Consider the following 20,924-nt stretch of genomic DNA (forward strand, 5'->3'; position numbering starts at 1 on the left):
ACGCGCGAACCCTTCCCCCCTCTGCGGGGGAGGGTGGACCCTGCGTCAGCAGGGGCCGGGAGAGGGGCAGCGCGACGGTGATCCAGAGGGCGCCCGTCATCACGGTCGCGACCTCTCCGGAAGCGTTGTCCCCTCTCCCGCCCCACTCCGTGGGGCACCCTCCCCCGCAGAGGGGGGAGGGTTGAAGTGGTGCGCCCTACTCCAGAAAATCCTCCTCCCCGTCCTCGCGCAGCCCGTCGAGCACATCCAGGCAGCCCTGCAGGATGTAGGCCGCCGCGAGCTTGTCGACGAGTTCGCCGCGCCGGGCCCGGGACGCGTCGGCCTCCAGCAGGGTGCGGGTGACGGCGGCCGTGGACAGGCGCTCGTCCCAGAACAGCACCGGCAGCGGCAGGATCGGTTTCAGGTTGCGCACGAAGGCGCGGGTCGATTGCACCCGCGGGCCCTCGCTGCCGTCCATGTTGAGGGGCAGCCCGACCACCAGCCCGCCGACCGCGTGTTTCGTCGCGATCGCCGCCAAGGCCGCGGCATCGGGCGTGAACTTGACCCGCCGGATCGTCTCCAGCGGCGAGGCGATCCGGCGCTGCACGTCCGAGAGGGCGAGCCCGATGGTCTTGGTGCCGAGGTCGAGCCCGAGCAGGCGGGCGCCGCCGCGCGACCCGGCGGCAAAAGCCGCGATGGTCTCCCGGTTCACGGCCGGCCTCCGCGCGTTAGGTAGGCTGTGCCGGCCCCGCCCCGCCGCAGCGTCCGGGCGGTCGGCCGCCGATTCCGAAAAATCCTTCGCCCGGAGATCATCCGATGCGCATCACCTGGTTCGGCCATTCCACCTTCCGCCTCGATTTCGGGTCCGCTCACGTGTTGATCGATCCGTTCTTCAGCGGCAACCCGGCCTTCGAGGGCGACCGCCAGGCGGCGACCGCGGGCGCGACCCATATCCTCATCACCCACGGCCACGGCGACCATGTCGGCGACACGGTCGAGATCGCCGCCGAGACCGGCGCCAAGGTCGTCACCAACTACGACCTGTGCATGTGGCTGTCCTCGAAGGGCGTGACGAAACTGGAGCCGATGAATACCGGCGGCACGGTCGATGTCGGGGGGTTCCGGGTCAGCCTGGTGCGGGCCGACCACTCGGCCGGCATGAGCGAGGCCGGGGTGACGGTGCCGCTGGGACTGCCGAACGGCGTGATCGTGCGCGCCGAGGGCGAGCCGACGGTCTACCACATGGGCGACACCGACATCTTCGGCGACATGGCGCTGATCCAGGAGATCTACCGGCCCGACGTGCTGATGGTGCCGATCGGCGACCGCTTCACCATGGGGGCGGAGACCGCGGCGCTGGCGGTCAAGCGCTTCTTCAAGCCGAAGGCCGTGATTCCCTGCCACTACGGCTCCTTCCCGATCGTCGACCAGAGCGCGGAGCGCTTCGTGTCCGCGCTCGACGGCAGCGGCGTGCAGGTGATCGTGCCGCACAAGGGCACCGCCGTCACGGTGTAGGACGAGGCGCGGCCGCCCTCCCCCGGGGGCGGCCGGCGCGGTCGAACGGCCGGCACCGTTAAGGTTAACGGAAGGTTGACGTGGCGGGGTGGCTCTGGCGGGATTAACGAAACGTTAACCTGTCGTGTCCCCGCATCGAGGTCGCCGTGGCTGCCGTCATCCTTCCCTTCTCGTCCGGCGCCGGCCGGCAGGATCGCTCCCCCGCGACGGAGCTTTCCCCGCCGATGCAGGGCCGGATGACCCTCGACCTCGACGGGGGTTTGAGCCCGCTGCGGGGCAAGCTGCCCGCCGCCGGCGGGAGCTTCGCCCCGGCCGTCTCCCGCCGGGTGCCGGCCGACGCGATCCTGGCCATCGGCCGCCGGATCTGCCGGGCCGCTTCGCTCCCCGCCGAGCCGGCGCCGCAGGACGGCGCCCCCCGGCGGATGCCGCGCAAGCACAAGCTGATGCTGCTGACCGCGGCGGCCGTGCTCTATACGGGCGGCATGGAGGCGCGCCGGAACTTCAAGCCGCGCGCGGTGATGATCGAGGCGCCGGCGAGCCGGGCCCACGCCATCGCGGCGCTCCCGCTCCAGCGGCCGGCGGCCTGACCCACCCCGCCCGTTGCGGCAGCGCGAAAGCCGGTGTTATAGCGCCTCGCGGCCGTGAACCGGCCGCCGGGCTCGTCGAGCCCGGTTCCTCGCTTGTCCGAACGGAGTGCCCATGTCGGTCGACGCCAAGACGGTCCGGCGCATCGCGCATCTGGCGCGGATCGCGGTCACCGACGACGAGGTGGCGCCGCTCCAGGACGAGTTGAACGCCATCCTGTCCTTCGTCGAGCAGCTCGACGCGGTCGACGTGTCGGGTGTCGAGCCGATGACCTCGGTGACCCCGATGGCGATGAAGAGCCGCGAGGACGTGATCACCGATGGCGGCCACGCCCGCGAGATCGTGTTCAACGCGCCGCTGACCGAGGACAACTACTTCGTGGTGCCGAAGGTCGTCGAGTAATCTCGTTCGAGACCGCCGAGACCGCCGACAGCGCACCCAAGACGGCCGATGGCCGCGACAGGACGAGACGATCGTGAGCACCAAGCCGGCAGAGCTGACCGACCTCACCCTGGCGCAGGCCCGCGACGGGCTGCGGGCCAAGGATTTCTCCGCCCGGGAGCTGACGCAGGCCCATCTCTCGGCGATCGAGAAGGCGCGCGTGCTGAACGCCTACCTGCTCGAGACGTCCGACCGGGCGCTCGCCATGGCCGAGGTCGCCGACCAGAAGCTCGCCGCCGGCGAGGCCCGGCCGCTCGAGGGCCTGCCGCTCGGCATCAAGGACCTGTTCTGCACCCACGGGGTCACCACCACGGCGGGCTCGAAGATCCTCGAGGGCTTCCAGCCGCATTACGAATCCACCGTCACCCACAATCTGTGGCGTGACGGCGCGGTGATGCTCGGCAAGCTCAACCTCGACGAGTTCGCCATGGGCTCGTCGAACGAGACCAGCGCCTACGGCCCGGTGATCTCGCCCTGGCGCAGGCCCGGCGACGAGACCAGGCTGGTGCCCGGCGGCTCGTCGGGCGGCTCGGCCGCCGCGGTCGCGGCCCGCCTGTGCCTCGGCGCCACCGCCACCGATACCGGCGGCTCGATCCGCCAGCCGGCGGCCTTCACCGGCACGGTCGGGATCAAGCCCACTTACGGCCGCTGCTCGCGCTGGGGCACGGTCGCCTTCGCGTCGTCCCTCGACCAGGCCGGGCCGATCGCCCGCACGGTGCGCGACACCGCGATCCTGCTGACCTCGATGTCCGGCCACGACGACAAGGACACCACGTCCGTCAACCTGCCGGTGCCGGACTTCGAGGCGGCGGTGAACCGCGGCGTCAAGGGCCTGACCATCGGCATCCCGAAGGAGTACCGGGTCGACGGCATGCCGGCCGAGATCGAGCGGCTGTGGCAGCAGGGCGCCGACTGGCTGCGCGAGGCCGGCGCCAAGGTGGTCGAGGTCTCGCTGCCGCACACGAAGTACGCGCTGCCGGCCTACTACATCGTGGCGCCGGCCGAGGCGTCCTCGAACCTCGCCCGCTACGACGGCGTCCGCTACGGCCTGCGCGTTCCGGCGCGCGACATCGTCGGGATGTACGAGGGCACCCGCGCCGCCGGCTTCGGCCGCGAGGTCAAGCGCCGGATCATGATCGGCACCTACGTGCTCTCGGCCGGCTATTACGACGCCTATTACGTCCGGGCGCAGCAGATCCGCACGCTGATCAAGCGCGACTTCGAGCAGGTCTACGCCTCGGGCGTCGACGCGATCCTCACCCCCACCACCCCGTCGGCCGCCTTCGGCTTCGGCGAGAAGGCCAAGGCCGACCCGGTCGAGATGTACCTCCTCGACGTGTTCACCGTGACGGTGAACATGGCCGGTCTCCCGGGTCTCGCCGTTCCGGCGGGCCTCGACGCGCAGGGGCTGCCGCTCGGCCTCCAGCTGATCGGCCGGCCCTTCGACGAGGAGACGCTGTTTGCCGCCGGCCAGGTGATCGAGGAGGCGGCGGGCCGCATCGCCCTGCCGCAGGCGTGGTGGGCGTGAACCACCCCACCGTCCCGTATTACCCGCCCGAAGTCTGGATCATGGCGGCGTTCGATCCCGTCCTGATCGGGCTCGCGCTGTTTCTCGGCTGGAAGGCGGACCAGTTCGGCAAGGTGGTGCTCGTCGCCATCATGGCGCTCGTCGCCTCTGTGCTGGTGTCGTGGGTGCTGACCGGGATCGGCGTGCCGTGGCCGGCGCCGATCGGGCGGGAATTGCCCACCTTCTTTCCGGTGCGGACGGGTGCGGCGCTGATCTACGCGATCGTCGGCTACTCCGCCCGCCGGGTGATCGCGCCGCGCGCTTGACGGCTTCGCGCCGCCCTTCCTACTAGGCGCAATCGCTCCCCTCGCCCCACGGGAGAGGGGGGAAATCGCTTGAGAGACCTGACCCTCATGAACGCTCCCGTGAACCCCAAGAAGCTGATCAAGGGCGCGCTGGGCGACTGGGAGGTGGTGATCGGCATGGAGATCCATGCCCAGGTCACCAGCCGCTCGAAGCTGTTTTCCGGCGCGCCGACCGCCTTCGGGGCCGAGCCGAACGACAACGTCTCGCTGGTCGACGCCGCGATGCCCGGCATGCTGCCGGTGATCAACCGCGAATGCGTCGCGCAAGCCGTGCGCACCGGCCTCGGCCTCAAGGCGCAGATCAACCACCGCTCGGTGTTCGACCGGAAGAACTACTTCTACCCGGACCTGCCCCAGGGCTACCAGATCAGCCAGTACAAGAGCCCGATCGTCGGCGAGGGCGAGGTGCTGGTCGATCTCCCCGACGGCGAGAGCATCACGGTCGGGATCGAGCGCCTGCACCTCGAGCAGGATGCCGGCAAGTCGCTGCACGACCAGTCCCCGACGATGAGCTTCGTCGACCTCAACCGGTCGGGCGTGGCGCTGATGGAGATCGTCTCGAAGCCGGACCTGCGCTCCTCGGAGGAGGCCAAGGCCTACGTGACGAAGCTGCGCACCATCCTGCGCTACCTCGGCACCTGCGACGGCGACATGGAGAAGGGCTCCTTACGCGCCGACGTGAACGTGTCGGTGCGCAAGGTCGGCGACCCCTTCGGCACCCGCTGCGAGATCAAGAACGTCAACTCGATCCGCTTCATCGGCCAGGCGATCGAGGTCGAGGCGCGGCGCCAGATCGCCATCATCGAGGATGGCGGCACGATCGATCAGGAGACCCGCCTGTTCGACCCGACCAAGGGCGAGACACGCTCGATGCGCTCGAAGGAAGAGGCGCACGATTACCGCTACTTCCCCGATCCGGACCTGCTGCCGCTCGAATTCGACCAGGCCTTCGTCGATCGCCTGGCCGCCGGCCTGCCGGAACTGCCCGACGCCAAGAAGGCCCGCTTCATCGAGGCTTACGGCCTGTCGCCCTATGACGCGACGGTGCTGGTGGCCGAGCGCGCCTCCGCCGACTATTTCGAGGCGGTGGCCAAGGGCCGCGACGGCAAGATCGCGGCGAACTGGGTCATCAACGAGCTGTTCGGCCGCCTGAACAAGGAGGGCAAGAGCATCGAGGACAGCCCGGTCTCGGCGGCTCAGCTCGGCGCGATCGTCGATCTGATCGGCGACAACACCATCTCGGGCAAGATCGCCAAGGACGTGTTCGAGATCGTCTGGAGCGAAGGCGGCGAGCCGCGCCAGATCGTCGAGAGCCGGGGCTTGCGCCAGGTCACCGATACCGGGGCGATCGAGGCGGCGATCGACCAGATCATCGCGGCCAACCCCGACAAGGTCGAGCAGGCCAAGGCCAAGCCCACCCTGCTCGGCTGGTTCGTCGGCCAGACCATGAAGGCGACCGGCGGCAAGGCCAACCCGGCGGCGGTGAACGCGCTGCTCAAGGCGAAGCTCGGCATCGAGTAGCCAAACCTCGACGGCGCCGCCGCTGAACCCTCCCCCCTCTGCGGGCGAGGGTGGCGAACGAAGTGAGCCGGGAGAGGGGACGCCGCTTCCGGAGAGGTCGCGCCCGTGATGACGGGCGACCCACCCGGTAACGTCGCGCCTCATTCGGCGGCGACGGCCGCGCGACAAACTGGCATGGGCGCTCCCGCGCCCTTGCCGGCTCATGCCGCGGCTCCCTACCCTCGCGGGTGGCCTCCCGGCGGGGCGGCCCGCCCCCGCGAGGCCGCATGCCTGACCTGTTCAGCCCCTTCACCCTGAAGGACGTCACGCTCCGCAACCGGATCGCGATGTCGCCGATGACCATGCATCGCTCGGTCGACGGGGCGATGGGCGACTACCACGTGATGCTCTACGGCTCGCGGGCGGCGGGCGGGTTCGGGCTCGTCTTCCCAGAACAGATCGCCATCACCCCGGAGGGGCGCACCACCAGCGCCTGCGCGGGCATCTGGGACGACCGTCACGTCGAGGGGCTCGCTCGGGTCACCCGCATCATCCGGGAGATGGGCGGGGTGCCGGCGATCCAGCTCGGCCATACCGGGCGCAAGGGCAGCGAGCAGAAACCCTGGGAGGGCAAGCTCCAGCTCCCGCCGGACCATCCCGACGGCTGGCAGCTCAAGGCCCCCTCCCCGATCTCCTATGGCGGCCGCTACACCTACCCGGTCGAGGAACTGACGGTCGAGGAGATCGCCGGCATCCACCGAGCCTACGCGGACGCGGCGCGCCGGGCGCTCGACGCCGGGTTCGAGTGGCTGGAGATGCATTTCGCCCACGGCTATCTCGGCGCCAGCTTCTTCTCTCCGCTCGCCAACCAGCGCACCGACCGCTACGGCGGGAGCCTCGACAACCGCTTGCGGTTCCACCTCGAAGCCCTCGACGCCGTGCGGGCGGTATGGCCCGAGCGCCTGCCCCTGACCATGCGGCTCGGCTCCGACGACCTCCACCCCGACGGCGTACAGTTCGACGAGGCTGTGGTGGCGGTCGCCAAGATGAAGGAGCACGGCCTCGACCTCGCCGACCTGTCGATCGGCTTCAATACCGACGCGATGACCGATCCGCCCTTCGCCCGGATGTCGTTCATGGTCGAGCGCGGCACGCGGGTGCGGCGCGAGGTCGGGATCCCGGTGGGCGTCAGCTGGAATCTCGGCCTGCCGGCTTTGGCCGACCGGGTGATCCGCGACGAGTTGATCGACCTCGTCTTCCTCGGCCGGCCCGCCCTGTCGAACCCGCACTGGCCGGTCTGGGCGGCGCGGGAACTCGCGCATCCCGACCCGTTCTCCCTGGTGCCGGAGGATTGGGGCTGGTGGCTGCGCAACTTCCGCGCCCATGAAGCCTGCATCGGCTGGCCTGCATCGGCTGGCCCGGCCCCGGGAGAGCGCCCCGACGCCGCCTGACGGGTTTCGGACCGGAACGCGCAGCGGCGGATCAGGGTCGCGCCACCCCCGGGCGAGGTTTGGATTCGTGAGCCTCGGCAGCGCCTTGACGTCTCGATTTACGGTGATGACAGGTGGTTTTTCGAGAGCTTTTTCAATCGTTCCGGCGATCTCCATAAATATTTTCGCGGTCGCCTTGCGCTCTGGCAAATTCTCGTTTAGAGATGATGAATCGATTGTTGGCCTGATTACCGAGCCTCTCCGCCGCGTTTCCGCTGGCGCACGCTCTGCCACTCGCTCCAAATCCGTCGATTGATTCGAGCCTTGGCGCCGCTGACAGCGTGCCGAGCTCCATCCTACGCTTGCAGATCATGGATACGACAATGACTATCGGCACCGTGAAGTGGTTCAACGTCCAGAAGGGTTTCGGCTTCATCCAACCGGATGACGGCGGCAAGGACGTGTTCGTGCACATCTCTGCCGTCGAGCGGTCGGGCATGCAGACCCTCAACGAGGGCCAGAAGATCTCCTACGAGATGGAGACCGACCGGCGCAGCGGCAAGCAATCCGCCGGCAACCTGCGCGCCGCGTAACGGCTCGACGATCCGGGATGCGGAGGATTTCGTCCGCATCCCTCGCCCTGCGCCGCGGCGCGGGCCCGACCTCCAACGGATACTCTTGAGTGAATTTTACCTTCAGTTCGCAGTCCACGTCCCCGACCCCGGCGATCGAGCCCCCCACTTTCCAGGTGCGGCAGATCTGGCAGCAGGTCGATCATGAGAGCCGCGAGGTCAGCCACCTGATCGACCGGACCTATCGGTATCACTCGGTCCGGGAGCTGCATTGGCACCTCGCCGACCGGTTCTCCCGCCCGATCCACTCCCTCGCCCTGCACAGGGTTTGAGCGATGGGCAAGTTCAAGGAAGCGCCGCTCGGCGACCGGCTGGGTTCGGCCGATGCCGCCCGCCGGGCCACGCTCGCCCGGTTCCAGGCGCGGGCCACCGACACCGACCCGACCCTCGCGGCACGCCGCGCCGCACGGCAGGCGATCACCGCAGCGCGGACCATCCGTCTCGCCGAGCGCGAGACCGAACGGGCTGCGCAGGAGGCCGCGCGGCTCGCGCGGGAAGCCGAGGCGGAGGCCGAAGCCACCCGTCTGCGTGAGATCGCCGCCGCCGAGGAGACGGAGCGCGCCGCCGAGGCAGAGCGGAATGCCGAGACGCTGCAAGCCGAGCAGAAAGCCGCGCGCGACGCCCGCTACGCCGCCCGCAAGGCACGCAAGCGGGGCTGAACGCCCCGCCGGCACCGATTGTCGAAAGGATCTGCGCGATGACCTACAAGTTCAAGCTGAACCAGCGCGTGCGGATGGTGCGGTCCGGATCGTCCGACGCCCAGGCCAGCGACATGGATTCCTTCGAGGTCGTCCGCCTGATGCCGGAGGATCGCAGCGGCGAAGCCGCCTATCGCATCCGGTCGCGGATGGGCGAACGCGCGGTTCGGGAGAGCGAGATCGTCGCCCTACCGTAATGCCCGGATGTTCGACCACGATGCCGGGCGCCCGGTCGCGATGGATCACTGTGGTCTCCTCGGCCATCGCCGAGGCCGAGAAGCCGGCCAGGATGATCGCAGTCGCGCTGGCAGTAAAGACTGTCTGAATTGATGTTATTCTCAGTTCATCTGGGGATAACAACGTCGGTGCGGAAGATGAGTTTCAGATTTTCTGACTAGTCTGGCCCATCGGATAGCCTGATAGGATTATCATCTTCGCCGGGCAGCGCGGCGGGTACCGATGCGTCCATGCATGGCGTTGAGATAGATTGCGGGCGCCGCGGAAGACCGCCTCGTCGCTCTGCAGATCGCCTGCAACGATCTGGAAATAGTGCCAGCTCATCCGGAACGATGCGCCGTGACCCGAGGCCGGCTCCCTGAACCGGACCAGCGCCACGCCGGCCGCCTGGGCGGCGGTGGATCACATCATTTGCGTGAACCTGTCCGCAGGCCGGTGATCAGGAGAGTAACGCGTCCCGGTCGAGCCCGAGCGCCGAGGCCACCTCGGTCAGGGCCCGGTGCTCGGAGGGGCTGATGCCCTCGAAATCCGCGACGTCGGCGGCGATCAGGAAGACGCTCTGGCGCTGCTCCGCCGGGCGCTCGGCCAGGGCTTCGATGAAGTGGATGTTCTGCATCCGCCCGGCGCGGGTACGGGCGCGGCCGATCGCGTCGTAGAGCTCTTCCTCCAGCATCAGGCTGTCATAGCCCTTCTCGAGGATCGGATCGGCGAGCATGCCCTTCAGCGCCGCCTCGAACTCCGCTCCGGCGACCTCGCCATCGGCCACGATCACGTTGGCACAGGCCGACACCGCGGCCTTCATCAGCGGAGCGTCACCCGCATAGGCGGTCACCGTCTGCTTGAACCGGCCGAAGGCCGCCTGGACGAGGCTCATGGGACTCCCTTACGCGCATGCACGATACCCTCCTTAGCAAGCGCGGCGGTAAGAGAAAATCGGCAGGCTGCCGCAGCGCAGCATGTCGGCGTCGTCAGGGTTCCGGCCGCAGTTCCTAGCGGATTTGGGCATGCGCCGGGCGCGCGAACAGCCCGGCACCTCCGGTCACGTTGCCAACCGGTTGCAGGCCGCCGCGCGCCGATGCTAACCCGTCGTTCAAGAACAGGACGGGGGAGGCAAGCGTGGATGCAGACGAGCGCCACACGGGGCGAGCCCTCGCCCCACGGCCCTCCTCCGCCCTGGCGAAGCCGCCGGCCCCGGCGATCCCCGCCGCCCCGACCCGCCTGACCGCCCGGCTGCAGCGCGCTTACACGATCGCCGACCTGCGCGCCCAGGCGGCCCGGCGGCTGCCGCAGGCGGTGTTCGACTTCATCGACGGCGGCGCCGAGGACGAGCGCACCTTGCGCGACAACGTCGAGGCCTTCGACGGCTGGATGCTGATGCCGCGGGTCGGCGTCGATGTCGGCACCCGCGACCTGTCCCGGTCGATCCTCGGATATCGCGCGTCCCTGCCGATCATGATGGCGCCGACCGGGCTCGCCGGTTTCTTCTGGCCCGACGGCGAGGTGGCGGGCGCGCGGGCGGCGGCGCGCGCCGGCATCCCCTACTGCCTGTCGACCAATTCCGTCGCCTCGATCGAGCAGGTGGCGGAGGGCGCGCCCGAGGGCGAGCGCTGGTTCCAGCTCTACTTCCTGCGCGACCGGGACTGGATGCAGGCGCTCCTGCGCCGCGCCGCCGCGTCGCGCTACCGGGTGCTCTGCCTCACCGTCGACCTCGCGGTGCAGGGCCGGCGCGAGCGCGACCTGCGCAACGCCTTCACCATGCCGCTCAAGCCCCGCCTCTCCACCGCCCTCGATCTCGCCCGACGGCCGGCCTGGCTCGCCGGTGCCGCCCGGTCGCGGCTCGGCTTCGGCAACTTCCAGATGGCAGGGACCGGCTTCACCAGCGTGGCGCAGCACGTCGCCTCGCTGTTCGACCCCTCGGCCAGTTGGGACGACATCGCGCGCATCCGCGACCTTTGGCGCGGCCCGATGGCGCTGAAGGGCCTGCTGCATCCGGGCGACGCCGAGACGGCGGTGGCGCTCGGCATCGAGGCGGTGATCGTCTCCAACCATGGCGGCCGCCAGCTCGACGACGTGCCGGCGGCGATCACCGCCCTGCCGGACGTGGCCGAGGCGGTGGCGGGCCGAGCCGAGATCATCCTCGACGGCGGCGTGCGCCGCGGCACCGACGTGATCAAGGCACTGGCGCTCGGCGCCACCGCCTGCAGCCTGGGGCGGCCGTTCCTGTGGGGCCTCTCGGCCGGCGGGACCGCGGGCGTCTCCCGGGCGATCGAGATTTTCGGGAGTGAACTCGACAACGCGATGACGTTGCTGGGAACCCCGACGCTCGACGCCATCACACGGGACCATGTGCGGATGCGGCGGGGCGGGTGGTGAGGGGCCCCGATCACCTGCTGACTCGCACACCCTTCGCCGTCATCCCTCGACTCTCCCCCCTACCCCACTTGCAGCCACATACTTCGGCCCTGAAGGTCAAGCGCTTGTAAAATTGGGTCTTTTTATCCCCATAGGGGCAGGACTGCACACGGAATCGTCGAGACAGGAATGGCGCGGGTTTCCTCCTCTCCCCGCGGGCGGGGAGAGGGCCGACGACACCTTGTCGTGTCGTCGGCAAGCGGAGGCGAAAGCCGTAGCGAGGGTGAGGGGGTCTCGACGGATGAGACTCCTCCGGACACACCCCCTCACCCTCGCCCTGCGGGCTTGCTGCATCTCCTGAACGGAGACGCAGCCCTCTCCCCGCCCGCGGGGAGAGGGGGAACCCGCGCCTATTCTTGTCCCTGGACGACCCCATCCTCGGGAGCGAGCGCTGGCGCGCCGCTCACCCCACCGCCTCCCCGTCCCGCAAGGCCCGCCGCAGCACCTTGCCGACATTGGTCTTCGGCAGGCTGTCGCGGAAGACGATGCGGCGCGGCACCTTGTAGGCCGTGAGGCCTTCCCGGGCATAGGCGCGAAGCGCCTCCGCCGTCAGGTCGGGGTCGCGCCGGACCACGTGGGCGACGACGCTCTCGCCGGTCTCCGCCGCGGGCTCGCCCACCACCGCCACTTCGAGCACGCCCGGATGGGCGGCGAGCACGTCCTCGACCTCGTTCGGATAGACGTTGAAGCCGGAGACCAGGATCATGTCCTTCATCCGGTCGACGATGCGGACCTGGCCGTCGGGCTCGATCACCGCGATGTCGCCGGTGCGGAAGAAGCCGTCCGGGGTCATCGCCCGGGCGGTCTCGTCGGGCCGGCCCCAGTAGCCGGCCATCACCTGCGGGCCGCGGACGCAGAGCTCGCCGGGCTGGCCCATCGGCAGGGTCGTGCCGGCGTCGTTGCGGATGCAGACCTCGGTCGAGGAGACCGGGTAGCCGATGGTGCCCGACCAGTCGTGCAGGTCCGGCGGGTTGATCGAGACCACCGGCGAGGTCTCCGACAGGCCGTAGCCCTCGATCACCGTCTTGCCGGTCGCCGCCTTCCAGCGCTTTGCGACGGGTCCCTGCATCGCCATCCCACCGGCGATGGAATATTCGAGCCGCGACCAGTCGACCTTGGCAAGGTCGGGATGGTTGAGGAGCGCGTTGAACAGGGTGTTGACGCCCGACAGGTTGGTGAACCGGCTCTTGCGCAGCAACGTCACGAAGCCGCCGATGTCGCGCGGGTTCGGCACCAGCAGGCAGCAGGCCCCGAGCCGCATCATGAAGAAGAAGCAGCAGGTCAGCGCGAAGATGTGGTAGAGCGGCAGGGCCGTCACCATCACCCGGCCGGGCCCCTCGTCGTCGCGCATGCGGAACCACACCCGGCTCTGCTCGACATTGGCGGCGACGTTGCGATGGGTCAGCATCGCCCCCTTCGACACGCCGGTGGTGCCGCCGGTATATTGCAGGAAGGCGAGGTCGTCGGAACCGACCGCGACCGGCCGGAACGTCGCCTTGCGCCCCGCGGCGAGCGCCGCCTTGAAGTGCGTGCGGCGTGCGGCCGGCAGGCTGAAGGCCGGCACCGCCTTCTTCAGGTGGCGCGCCGCGAGCGTGATCAGCGAGCCCTTGAGCCCGAGCCCGTCGCCGGCGCCGGCCACCACCACCCGTTCGAGACCGGGCAGGTCGGGCAGCGCCTCGGCGACGGTGTGGCAAAAGTTCTCCAGCACGAAGAGCGCCCGGGCGCCGGCATCGCGCAGCTGGTGGGTGAGTTCGCGGGGGGTGTAGAGCGGGTTGACGTTGACCACCGTGGCGCCGGCGAGCAGCACCCCGACGAGCGCGATGGGAAAGGCCGGCACGTTCGGCATCATGATGGCGACCCGGTCGCCCTTGCCGATGCCGTGCGCCTGGAGCCAGGCCGCCACCGCCCCGCCCTCGCGCCGCAGGGCCGCATAGGTCAGCGAGGCCCCGAAACAGCTGATCGCCGGCCGGTCGGCGAAGCGTTGCGCACACGATTCGATCAGCTCGACCAGCGTGCCGAGGCCGTTCACGTCGATCTCCGCCGGGACGCCGGCCGGGTAGGCGGCGAGCCAGGGCCGCGGCGGGGTGTTCGGTTCCATCGCGCTCGACCCCTTGCCCATGAACTCCTGCCCTCCCGGTGCCGGATGCCTCCTTGGATGCCACGCGGGGCTCCGGCTTACCTCTGGGTTAGCGCCTAGCCGAGGCCGTTTCAACCGACCCGCGAGGACCGGCGAGGCCGAGGATCGCATGGGGCAGGAACGCCGCGAGCACGATTCCCAGGGACACCATCGTTTGCGTACCGGCGAGCGGACGGCGTGGAAAACCCGAGAGGCCGAGATCCCGTGCCGCCGCCAGGAGGCCGAGGGCCCAGGCGAGCGCGACGAAGCGCAGAAGCCCCCGGACGAGGGCCCGGCGCCAGGTGCCGCGACGCGGCAGGCCGCGGGCGATCAGGGCGGCAAAGCCCAAGGCTCCGCCGAACACGGACGCCGCCACAACCGCGCCGAGCCCCTGCGCCAGGGCCATCGGCTGGCCGGACAGGAAGGCGACGCCTCCGACCGAGAAGCCGGCCCGCAGCACCAGCCCACCATAGGTCGGGTGCAGCGACAGGGCGACGACGAGGGCGACGCCGAAAACCGCCCCGAGCCAGCCCCGCCAGCCCGGCGCGGAGAGCGGCAGCAGGGCCGCCCGCACGACGCCGTACACGATGGCCGCGAAGAACAGCGGGTAGCGGTCGGCGAAGAAGCCGTAGACCCACGCGTCGAGGCCGGCCGAAGCCAGGCTGCCCTGCGTCGCGCCGGTCGCGGCGGCGAGCGCCACCGCGGCGAGGGCCGCCCCGAGCGGGATCAGGGCGGCGAGGTGCCCCGTCCGGGAGGATGTCCGGGCCCCCGGACGGTCTCCGGCCGCGGCGCTCACGCCTCGTAGTGGTCGCGCACGAGCCGGTCGAGGAGGCGCACGCCCCAGCCCGAGCCCCAGGAGCGGTTGGTCTCGGTGGCCGGCGAGCCCATCCCGACGCCGGCGATGTCGAGGTGGATCCACGGCACGTCGTTGACGTAGCGCTTGAGGAACTGGGCCGCCGTGGCCGAGCCGCCGTGCCGGCCGCCGGTGTTCTTCATGTCGGCGAATTTCGACTCGATCAGCTTGTCGAAGCCCGGCGCCAGCGGCATCCGCCAGACCTTCTCGCCGGTGGCCTCGCCCGCCGCCGAGAGGCGCTGCGCCAGCTCGTCGTTGTTCGAGAACATGCCGGCGAATTCCTGGCCGAGCGCCACCAGGATCGCGCCCGTCAGGGTCGCGAGATCGATCATGAACCGGGGCTTGTAGGTCTGCTGGACGTGCCAGAGCACGTCGGCGAGCACCAGGCGGCCTTCCGCGTCGGTGTTGATGATCTCGATCGTCTGGCCCGACATCGAGGTGACGATGTCGCCGGGGCGCTGGGCCTTGCCGTCGGGCATGTTCTCGACGAGACCGATGGCGCCGAGCGCGTTGACCTTGGCCTTGCGGCTGGCGAGCGCGTGCATCAGGCCGACGACGCAAGCCGCGCCCGCCATGTCGCCCTTCATGTCCTCCATGCCGCCGCTCCCCTTGATGGAGACGCCGCCGGAATCGAAGGTCACGCCCTTGCCGATGAAGGCCACCGGCGCCTCGGAGGCGTCCTCGCCGCCGTTCCAGCGCATGATGACGACCCGGGCCTCCTTGGCCGAGCCCTGCGCGACGGCGAGGAGCGCCCGCATGCCGAGCTTCTTCATGTCCTTCTCGTCGAGGATCTCGATCTCGACGCCGAGCTTCTCCAGGGCGGAGGCCCGCCGGGCGAACTCCTCCGGGTCGAGGACGTTCGGCGGCTCGTTGACGAGTTCGCGGGCGAGGATCACGCCCTCGGCCAGCCCCTCGGCGCCGCGCATGGCCTTCTTCAGCCCGGCATTCTCCGGCACCAGCAGGGTCAGGCGACCGTTGCCGCCCGTCTCCTCGCCGTCGGGCGACTTCTTGCTCTTGTAGCGGTCGAACTTGTAGGCGCGTAGCCGCGCCCCCGTCGAGAAGGCCGCGACCTCGTCGGTGCCGGGCGCGGTGCCGGGCCATTCGAGCACCAGGGTGGCCGAGCGGCTGCCGAGCTTGCCGGCGGTGTAGCCGCCCAGGCTCGCCCAGTCGCGCGCGGCCGCCTCGTCGGAGCCGGTGCCGATCACCACCAGCCGCTCGGCCGACAGGCCGGCCGGGGCGGTGAGCACCATCGCGCTCGACGCCTTGCCCTTGAACCGCTCGACGCCGGCCGCCCGTGCCACCAGCTCGGCCGCGCCGGGCCCGGCGATCTCGGCCGCCCGCGGCGACAGCGCGAGGTCCTCGCCCACGAACAGCACGAGGTCGCCGCCGGGCTTGAGCGACGCCCCGGACGCGGCGAGGGATTCGATCTCGATGCTGATGCCGTCCGCCATGGCGCTGCTTTCGTCCCGTTCTTTTCGGTTTCGCGCGCGTCCCTTACGGCGCCGCGTCGGACCTGTGTAGCGGCCGGACGCCCGCGAGCGCAACGCGGCCGGGTGTGGCGAGAGGGGCGCGCCCGCCCGCAAAAGGCCGCACTTGCCGTGCTTCTTGCCGCGCTTGAGGGCACCCGGTGCTTGTGCGGCCGGCGGGGGGCGCCTAACCATCATCCACGCGGAAGGGGGCCCGACCGCAGCCGGCCGATGAAGCAGATCGAGCGATACATCTTCCGCATCGCCCTCGGGGCCTTCCTGTCGTGCCTGATCGGCCTCACCGGCGTGATCTGGGTGACGCAGGCCCTGCGCGAGCTGGACCTCATCACGGCCAAGGGCCAGACCCTGCTGATCTTCTTCCTGATCACCGGGCTGTCGCTGCCGACCCTGATCACCGTGATCGCGCCGGTCGCGCTGTTCATCGCGGTGGTCTACGCGCTGAACAAGCTCAACGGCGATTCCGAGCTGATCGTGATGAGCGCGGCCGGCATGTCGCCGCGCCACCTGATGCGGCCGTTCCTGACGCTGGCGCTGATCGTCAGCGCGGCGATCGGCTTCCTCACCATCCAGGTGATGCCGTCGAGCTTCCAGGAATTGCGCGACGTGCTGACCCGGGTGCGGGGCGACTTCATCGCCAACGTGGTCAAGGAAGGACAGTTCACCAGCCTCGACAGCGGCATCACCTTCCATTTCCGCGAGCGGGCGCCGAACGGGGCCTTGCTCGGCATCTTCATGCAGGATCGGCGCGAAGCCGGGAAGACCGTGGTCTACCTCGCCGAGCGCGGCCAAGCGGTCGATCTCGACGGCCAGACCTACCTGGTGCTCGAGAAGGGCAGCATCCACCGCCAGCAGCCGGGCAGCCGCGATTCCTCGATCATCACCTTCCAGCGCTACGCCGTCGATCTGGCGGCGTTCACGCCGCCCGATGCCGACACGATCTACAAGCCGCGCGAGCGCTCGACCGTGCAGCTGATGTTCCCGGACTCGAACGAGACCTACTACAAGCTGACCAAGGGCCGGTTCCGGGCCGAACTGCACGACCGGCTCTCGTCCTGGCTCTATCCCCTGGCGCTCGGGCTGATCGCCTTCGCGGCGCTCGGCGATCCCCGCACCACCCGCCAGGGCCGCGGGCTCGCCGTGGCGGGCGCCATCGCCGCCGTGGTGGGGTTGCGGATCGCGGGCTTTGCCGCATCGAGCGCGGCGGTGCGCAGTCAAGGAGCGGTGATCGCGGTCTATGCCGTGCCGCTCGTCGCGATCGCCCTGTCCCTCCTCGTCGCCACTCAGGGCAACCGGGTGCGGGCCTTCAATGCCGGGATCGCCGCGCGACTGCGCCGGCTCTCGGGGGCGGTCCCGGTCCTGCGGACCCGGACGAGCTGAACCGCGATGCTGATCGGCTTCACCCTCGGCCGCTATCTGGCGGCCCGCTTCCTGCGCATGATCCTGGGGGTCTTCCTCACGGTCTTCGCCCTCGTCTACACCCTCGACTTCGTCGAGCTGATGCGCCGGGCCGGCGACGCCGAGGGGGCGTCCGCCACCGTGATGGCGCGGCTGGCTTTGTTTCGCACGCCCGCCGTAGCCGAGCAGGTGCTGCCCTTCGCGATCCTGTTCGGCGCCATGGCGGCTCTGCTCCAGCTCAGCCGCAAGCTCGAGCTGGTGGTGGCCCGCGCCGCCGGCATCTCGGCCTGGCAATTCCTCCAGCCCGGCGTTCTGGTGGCGCTCGGCATCGGCGCCTTCACGGTCGGGGTCTACAACCCGGTCTCGGCGGAGCTGAAGCAGCGCTCGACCGAGATCGAGGCCAAGATCTTCGCCAAATCCTCGAAGGCCGGCTCCGGCAAGGACCTGTGGATCCGCCAGCGCAGCCTCGACGGCCAGGCGATCATCCGGGCCGAGACCGCGATCGAGGGCACCACGACGCTCGCCGGCGTCGCGGTCTTCACCTTCGACGATGCGGGCGCCTTCACCCAGCAGATGCAGGCGGCCCGCGCCACCCTGCATGACGGCTACTGGGAATTGCAGGACGTGCGCGTGCAAGGCCTCGACCAGGAGCCGCAGAGCTACGACACCTATCTGATCGCCTCGACGCTCGACCCCTCGCAGGTGCGCCAGCGCTTCACCCCACCCGAATCCGTGCCTTTCTGGCAACTGCGCCAGACGATCGCCCGGACCGAGCGGGCGGGACTCGACGCCACGCGTTACCGTCTCCAGTACGACGTTCTGATGGCCCGGCCGGTGCTGTTCCTGGCGATGGTGCTGGTGGCGGCGTCGGTTTCGTTAAGGTTCTTCCGCTTTGGTGGCATCGGCAAGATGGTTCTCGGCGGCGTCGCGGCGGGCTTCGTGCTCTACGTGGCACGCCAGGTGATGGAGGGCCTCGGCGCCTCTGGATTGGTCGCGGCACCGGTGGCGGCGTGGTTCCCGGCCGTGGTAGGGAGTCTTCTCGGAACGCTCGCGCTTCTGCACCTGGAGGACGGCTGATGCCTGACCTCCGGAGGATGGGCGCGGGGCTAGCGGGTGCAGGGATGGGTCGAGTCGTGCGTAAGGCCGCGGGTGCCGCGGTCACGGGATCCCTGACGGTCATGCTGGCCGCTGCCGTGACGGCAGGCGTGGGCGGCCTTGCGCATGCGCAAGGCACGCTCAACGACCGCCTGGCGGCCGGATCGGCCAAGAACGCGGCCAAGGGCAACAACGAGCGGCTCCTCGTCGAGGCGAAGGAACTCGTCTACGACAACGACCGCAACACGGTCTCGGCGGTCGGCAACGCCGAGCTGCATTACGGCCCGCGCACCCTCCTGGCCGACCGCGTCCGCTACGACCGCAACACCGGCCGGGTCTTCGCCGAGGGCAATGTCCGCCTCACCGACGAGACCGGCGCGGTCGTGACCGGCGACCGGATGGAGCTGACCGACGACTTCAAGTCCGGCTTCATCGATTCGCTGCGCATCCAGCAGACGATCGAGCAGCGCGGCCGCCCGGCCCGGGTGCGCTTCTCCGCCCCGCGGGCGGAGCGCGTCGAGGGCCAGACCACGACCTTCGAATACGGCACCTACACGGCCTGCGAGCCGTGCAAGGACCATCCCGAGCGGCCGCCCCTGTGGCAGGTCAAGGCGGCGCGGATCATCCACAACAACGAGGAACGCCGGATCTACTACGAGGATTCCTACCTCGAAGTGGCCGGCATCCCGGTCGCTTACCTGCCCTATTTCTACTCGCCCGACCCGACGGTGCGGCGCGATACCGGCTTCCTGGCGCCGCACTTCGTGTCCTCGAACGTGCTCGGCTACGGCATCGGCACGCCGTTCTTCTGGAACATCGCGCCCGATTACGACCTCACCGTCGAGCCGACCTTCCTGTCGAAGCAGGGCGTGCTCGGCCAGGCCGAGTGGCGCCAGCGGCTGGCCAACGGCTTCTACAACCTTCGCGTCAGCGGCATCTTCCAGTCGACGCCGAGCGCCTTCCTGCCCGGCCCCCTCGGCTCGGGCGACCGCGACTTTCGCGGATCGATCGAATCGGCCGGCCAGTTCTACCTCGCCCCGAACTGGCGCGCCGGCTGGGACGTCGTCGGCGTCACCGACAAGTGGTTCCTCGACAATTACCGCATCCGCAACCAGACGATCAGCACGGATTACTTCCGTGAGGCCGTCTCCACCGCCTACCTGATCGGCCAGGGCGACCGCTCGTGGTTCGAGGCGCGGGGCTACTACTTCAAGGGCCTGTCGACGTTCGACTGGCAGAAGCAGCAGCCGGTCGTCGCCCCGGTGATCGACTACGACAAGCGCCGCGACGGGCCCGACCCGATCGGCGGCGAGGTGCGGTTCCAGGCGAACTTCACCCACCTGACCCGGGACGCGACCCAGTACACCCAGATCCCGCGCACCGGCACCTACCTGCTCAGCCCGAGCGTCAACGGCATCACCTTCCCGCTCTACAGCACCTGCTCGGTGTTCGAGCGCGGGCAGTGCCTGGTGAGCGGGCTGGCCGGCGACACCACCCGGGCCACCGCCCAGGTGTCGTGGCGGCGCACCTTCACGGACGAGTTCGGCCAGCGCTGGCAGCCCTTCGCCTATCTGCGCGGCGACGCGTTCTTCGTGAACCCGAACACGACCGGCTACCAGAACAACGAAGTCACCAACCTGTTCTCGCCGGACTCGAACTTTTCCGGCCGGGTGATGCCGGCGGTCGGCCTCGAATACCGCTATCCCTTCGTCGCCGACTTAGGGCCGCTCGGGGTCCACACGGTCTCGCCGATCGCCCAGGTGATCGCGCGGCCGAGCGAGACCCATATCGGCCGCCTGCCGAACGAGGACGCGCAGAGCCTCGTCTTCGACGACACCTCGCTGTTCGAGTGGGACAAGTTCTCGGGCTACGACCGGGTCGAGGGCGGCGTGCGCGCCAATCTCGGCGCCGAGTACTCGATCACCGGCCGCAACGGCTTCTACATGAACGCGATGTTCGGCGAGTCGATCGCGCTCGCCGGCGTCAACTCGTTCCGCCGCGGCGACATCGACAATGTCGGCCGCGATTCGGGCCTCGAGACCACGCGTTCGGACTTCGTCTCGCGCTTCCAGGTCTCGCCGAACCAGAACATCAGCTTCATCACCCGGGCCCGGTTCGACAACGCCACCTTCGCGCTCAAGCGCTTCGAGAGCGGCATCACGGCGAAGTTCGCGCCGTTCCTGCCGCTCGAGACCTCGCTCATCTACGCCCGCTACGAAGCGCAGCCCGAGCTCGGTTACGACCGCCGCCGCGAGGGCCTGCAGGCCTCGGCCCTCTACAACATCACGCCGAACTGGTTCGTCACCGGCTCGGTGCTGTTCGACCTCTCGCACTACCTCCAGGTACGCGAGTTCTACGCCTCGGCGGCGCAGGCCTATTTCCTCAACCCGGTCGGCACCGCACCGGTCTACGAGCGGGCCGACAAGTTCTACGTCTCGTCGTCGGGCTTCGGCTTCGGCTATCGCGACGAGTGCACGACGATCTCGCTCAACTACCTGTCCTCTCCGATCGAGACCGCCTCGGGCCTGCGGGAGCGCAACCGCACCTTCCTGCTGCGGATCGAGCTACGCACCCTCGGCGAGGCGAATTTCCGCCAGAACCTCAGCACCACCACGACGGCGGACGGCATCGCCACCGCCCGGTGACGGGCCGGTCGGGCCCTTCCCGCCGCCGGGGT

The 20,924-nt window shown here is 69.7% G+C and carries 21 protein-coding genes; 16 read left to right on the forward strand and 5 right to left on the reverse strand.

The features are described from left to right. Positions 1-196: 196 nt before the first annotated feature. Complete coding sequence (gene ruvX / locus HBB12_RS27485; protein ID WP_236992270.1) at positions 197-691, reverse strand: Holliday junction resolvase RuvX; 495 nt, start codon at positions 689-691, stop codon at positions 197-199. A 104-nt stretch (positions 692-795) separates the two neighbouring features. Here ruvX and HBB12_RS27490 point away from each other — a divergent pair, with 104 nt between their 5' ends. The 12 genes from HBB12_RS27490 (at position 796) to HBB12_RS27545 (ending at position 8,849) form a co-directional block, all read left to right on the forward strand. Continuing rightward, positions 796-1,494, forward strand: a complete 699-nt coding sequence (locus HBB12_RS27490) for a metal-dependent hydrolase (protein WP_236992271.1) — start codon at positions 796-798, stop codon at positions 1,492-1,494. A 146-nt stretch (positions 1,495-1,640) separates the two neighbouring features. Next, positions 1,641-2,081, forward strand: a complete 441-nt coding sequence (locus HBB12_RS27495; RefSeq protein ID WP_236992272.1) for a hypothetical protein — start codon at positions 1,641-1,643, stop codon at positions 2,079-2,081. 112 nt (positions 2,082-2,193) lie between these two features. After that, a complete protein-coding gene (gene gatC / locus HBB12_RS27500; protein ID WP_093568433.1) occupies positions 2,194-2,481 on the forward strand; it encodes an Asp-tRNA(Asn)/Glu-tRNA(Gln) amidotransferase subunit GatC in 288 nt (95 codons plus the stop codon). Between the two features lie 73 nt (positions 2,482-2,554). Next, positions 2,555-4,048 (forward strand): Asp-tRNA(Asn)/Glu-tRNA(Gln) amidotransferase subunit GatA, encoded by a 1,494-nt coding sequence (gene gatA, locus HBB12_RS27505; RefSeq protein ID WP_236992273.1) that lies wholly within the window; start codon positions 2,555-2,557, stop codon positions 4,046-4,048. Between the two features lie 41 nt (positions 4,049-4,089). Continuing rightward, positions 4,090-4,353 carry a hypothetical protein gene (locus HBB12_RS27510; RefSeq protein ID WP_236992916.1) on the forward strand — a complete coding sequence of 88 codons (264 nt, stop codon included), beginning with the start codon at positions 4,090-4,092 and terminating at the stop codon, positions 4,351-4,353. Between the two features lie 87 nt (positions 4,354-4,440). Continuing rightward, positions 4,441-5,913, forward strand: coding sequence for an Asp-tRNA(Asn)/Glu-tRNA(Gln) amidotransferase subunit GatB (gatB, locus tag HBB12_RS27515; protein WP_236992274.1), 1,473 nt, complete (start codon positions 4,441-4,443; stop codon positions 5,911-5,913). Between the two features lie 266 nt (positions 5,914-6,179). Next, on the forward strand, positions 6,180-7,343 hold the full coding sequence (locus tag HBB12_RS27520; protein ID WP_236992275.1) for an oxidoreductase: 1,164 nt from the start codon (positions 6,180-6,182) through the stop codon (positions 7,341-7,343). A gap of 67 nt (positions 7,344-7,410) precedes the next feature. Continuing rightward, complete coding sequence (locus tag HBB12_RS27525) at positions 7,411-7,638, forward strand: hypothetical protein (RefSeq protein WP_236992276.1); 228 nt, start codon at positions 7,411-7,413, stop codon at positions 7,636-7,638. 67 nt (positions 7,639-7,705) lie between these two features. Then, on the forward strand, positions 7,706-7,915 hold the full coding sequence (locus HBB12_RS27530; RefSeq protein ID WP_236992277.1) for a cold-shock protein: 210 nt from the start codon (positions 7,706-7,708) through the stop codon (positions 7,913-7,915). 89 nt (positions 7,916-8,004) lie between these two features. After that, complete coding sequence (locus HBB12_RS27535) at positions 8,005-8,226, forward strand: hypothetical protein (RefSeq protein ID WP_236992278.1); 222 nt, start codon at positions 8,005-8,007, stop codon at positions 8,224-8,226. 3 nt (positions 8,227-8,229) lie between these two features. Continuing rightward, positions 8,230-8,613 (forward strand): DUF6481 family protein, encoded by a 384-nt coding sequence (locus HBB12_RS27540; protein WP_236992279.1) that lies wholly within the window; start codon positions 8,230-8,232, stop codon positions 8,611-8,613. A 38-nt stretch (positions 8,614-8,651) separates the two neighbouring features. Beyond that, positions 8,652-8,849, forward strand: coding sequence for a hypothetical protein (locus HBB12_RS27545; protein WP_236992280.1), 198 nt, complete (start codon positions 8,652-8,654; stop codon positions 8,847-8,849). A 479-nt stretch (positions 8,850-9,328) separates the two neighbouring features. On the opposite strand, the gene HBB12_RS27550 is transcribed toward HBB12_RS27545, so the two are convergent. Continuing rightward, positions 9,329-9,763, reverse strand: coding sequence for a tellurite resistance TerB family protein (locus HBB12_RS27550; RefSeq protein ID WP_236992281.1), 435 nt, complete (start codon positions 9,761-9,763; stop codon positions 9,329-9,331). Between the two features lie 242 nt (positions 9,764-10,005). On the opposite strand from HBB12_RS27550, the gene HBB12_RS27555 reads away from it, so the two are divergent. Next, positions 10,006-11,262 carry an alpha-hydroxy acid oxidase gene (locus tag HBB12_RS27555; RefSeq protein ID WP_236992282.1) on the forward strand — a complete coding sequence of 419 codons (1,257 nt, stop codon included), beginning with the start codon at positions 10,006-10,008 and terminating at the stop codon, positions 11,260-11,262. Positions 11,263-11,704: 442 nt separating this feature from the next. Here the strand turns inward: HBB12_RS27555 and HBB12_RS27560 are convergent, their stop codons facing one another. The 3 genes from HBB12_RS27560 to HBB12_RS27570 form a co-directional block, all read right to left on the reverse strand. Next, entirely contained in the window at positions 11,705-13,420 is a 1,716-nt protein-coding gene (locus HBB12_RS27560; protein WP_272913303.1) for an AMP-binding protein, read from the reverse strand. A gap of 67 nt (positions 13,421-13,487) precedes the next feature. Continuing rightward, positions 13,488-14,213 carry a hypothetical protein gene (locus HBB12_RS27565; protein WP_236992283.1) on the reverse strand — a complete coding sequence of 242 codons (726 nt, stop codon included), beginning with the start codon at positions 14,211-14,213 and terminating at the stop codon, positions 13,488-13,490. Next, positions 14,210-15,721, reverse strand: coding sequence for a leucyl aminopeptidase (locus tag HBB12_RS27570; protein ID WP_236992284.1), 1,512 nt, complete (start codon positions 15,719-15,721; stop codon positions 14,210-14,212). The genes HBB12_RS27565 and HBB12_RS27570 overlap by 4 nt, the downstream gene beginning before the upstream one ends. Before the next feature lie 246 nt (positions 15,722-15,967). Here HBB12_RS27570 and lptF point away from each other — a divergent pair, with 246 nt between their 5' ends. The 3 genes from lptF to lptD are packed head-to-tail and all read left to right on the forward strand — an operon-like array spanning position 15,968 to position 20,892. Beyond that, entirely contained in the window at positions 15,968-17,134 is a 1,167-nt protein-coding gene (gene lptF, locus HBB12_RS27575) for an LPS export ABC transporter permease LptF (RefSeq protein ID WP_236992285.1), read from the forward strand. A gap of 6 nt (positions 17,135-17,140) precedes the next feature. Continuing rightward, positions 17,141-18,229: an LPS export ABC transporter permease LptG gene (lptG, locus tag HBB12_RS27580; RefSeq protein WP_236992286.1), complete on the forward strand. Its 1,089-nt coding sequence runs from the start codon at positions 17,141-17,143 to the stop codon at positions 18,227-18,229. After that, entirely contained in the window at positions 18,229-20,892 is a 2,664-nt protein-coding gene (gene lptD, locus HBB12_RS27585) for an LPS-assembly protein LptD (RefSeq protein ID WP_236992287.1), read from the forward strand. Before lptG ends, lptD begins: the two co-directional genes overlap by 1 nt. Positions 20,893-20,924: the final 32 nt, after the last annotated feature.

It is taken from the genome of Methylobacterium sp. SyP6R (assembly GCF_019216885.1).
In the GTDB taxonomy this organism is placed as follows: Bacteria; Pseudomonadota; Alphaproteobacteria; order Rhizobiales; family Beijerinckiaceae; genus Methylobacterium.

Excerpts from the sequence above, each read along its gene's own strand:
- gatB (WP_236992274.1), top strand. The coding sequence starts at position 4,441 with ATGAACGCTCCCGTGAACCCCAAGAAGCTGATCAAGGGCGCGCTGGGC.
- lptF (WP_236992285.1), top strand. The coding sequence starts at position 15,968 with ATGAAGCAGATCGAGCGATACATCTTCCGCATCGCCCTCGGGGCCTTC.
- HBB12_RS27530 (WP_236992277.1), top strand. The coding sequence starts at position 7,706 with ATGACTATCGGCACCGTGAAGTGGTTCAACGTCCAGAAGGGTTTCGGC.
- HBB12_RS27520 (WP_236992275.1), top strand. The coding sequence starts at position 6,180 with ATGCCTGACCTGTTCAGCCCCTTCACCCTGAAGGACGTCACGCTCCGC.
- HBB12_RS27550 (WP_236992281.1), bottom strand. The coding sequence starts at position 9,763 with ATGAGCCTCGTCCAGGCGGCCTTCGGCCGGTTCAAGCAGACGGTGACC.
- HBB12_RS27545 (WP_236992280.1), top strand. The coding sequence starts at position 8,652 with ATGACCTACAAGTTCAAGCTGAACCAGCGCGTGCGGATGGTGCGGTCC.
- HBB12_RS27560 (WP_272913303.1), bottom strand. The coding sequence starts at position 13,420 with ATGGGCAAGGGGTCGAGCGCGATGGAACCGAACACCCCGCCGCGGCCC.
- lptG (WP_236992286.1), top strand. The coding sequence starts at position 17,141 with ATGCTGATCGGCTTCACCCTCGGCCGCTATCTGGCGGCCCGCTTCCTG.
- HBB12_RS27570 (WP_236992284.1), bottom strand. The coding sequence starts at position 15,721 with ATGGCGGACGGCATCAGCATCGAGATCGAATCCCTCGCCGCGTCCGGG.
- HBB12_RS27490 (WP_236992271.1), top strand. The coding sequence starts at position 796 with ATGCGCATCACCTGGTTCGGCCATTCCACCTTCCGCCTCGATTTCGGG.
- lptD (WP_236992287.1), top strand. The coding sequence starts at position 18,229 with ATGCCTGACCTCCGGAGGATGGGCGCGGGGCTAGCGGGTGCAGGGATG.
- HBB12_RS27540 (WP_236992279.1), top strand. The coding sequence starts at position 8,230 with ATGGGCAAGTTCAAGGAAGCGCCGCTCGGCGACCGGCTGGGTTCGGCC.
- gatC (WP_093568433.1), top strand. The coding sequence starts at position 2,194 with ATGTCGGTCGACGCCAAGACGGTCCGGCGCATCGCGCATCTGGCGCGG.
- HBB12_RS27510 (WP_236992916.1), top strand. The coding sequence starts at position 4,090 with ATGGCGGCGTTCGATCCCGTCCTGATCGGGCTCGCGCTGTTTCTCGGC.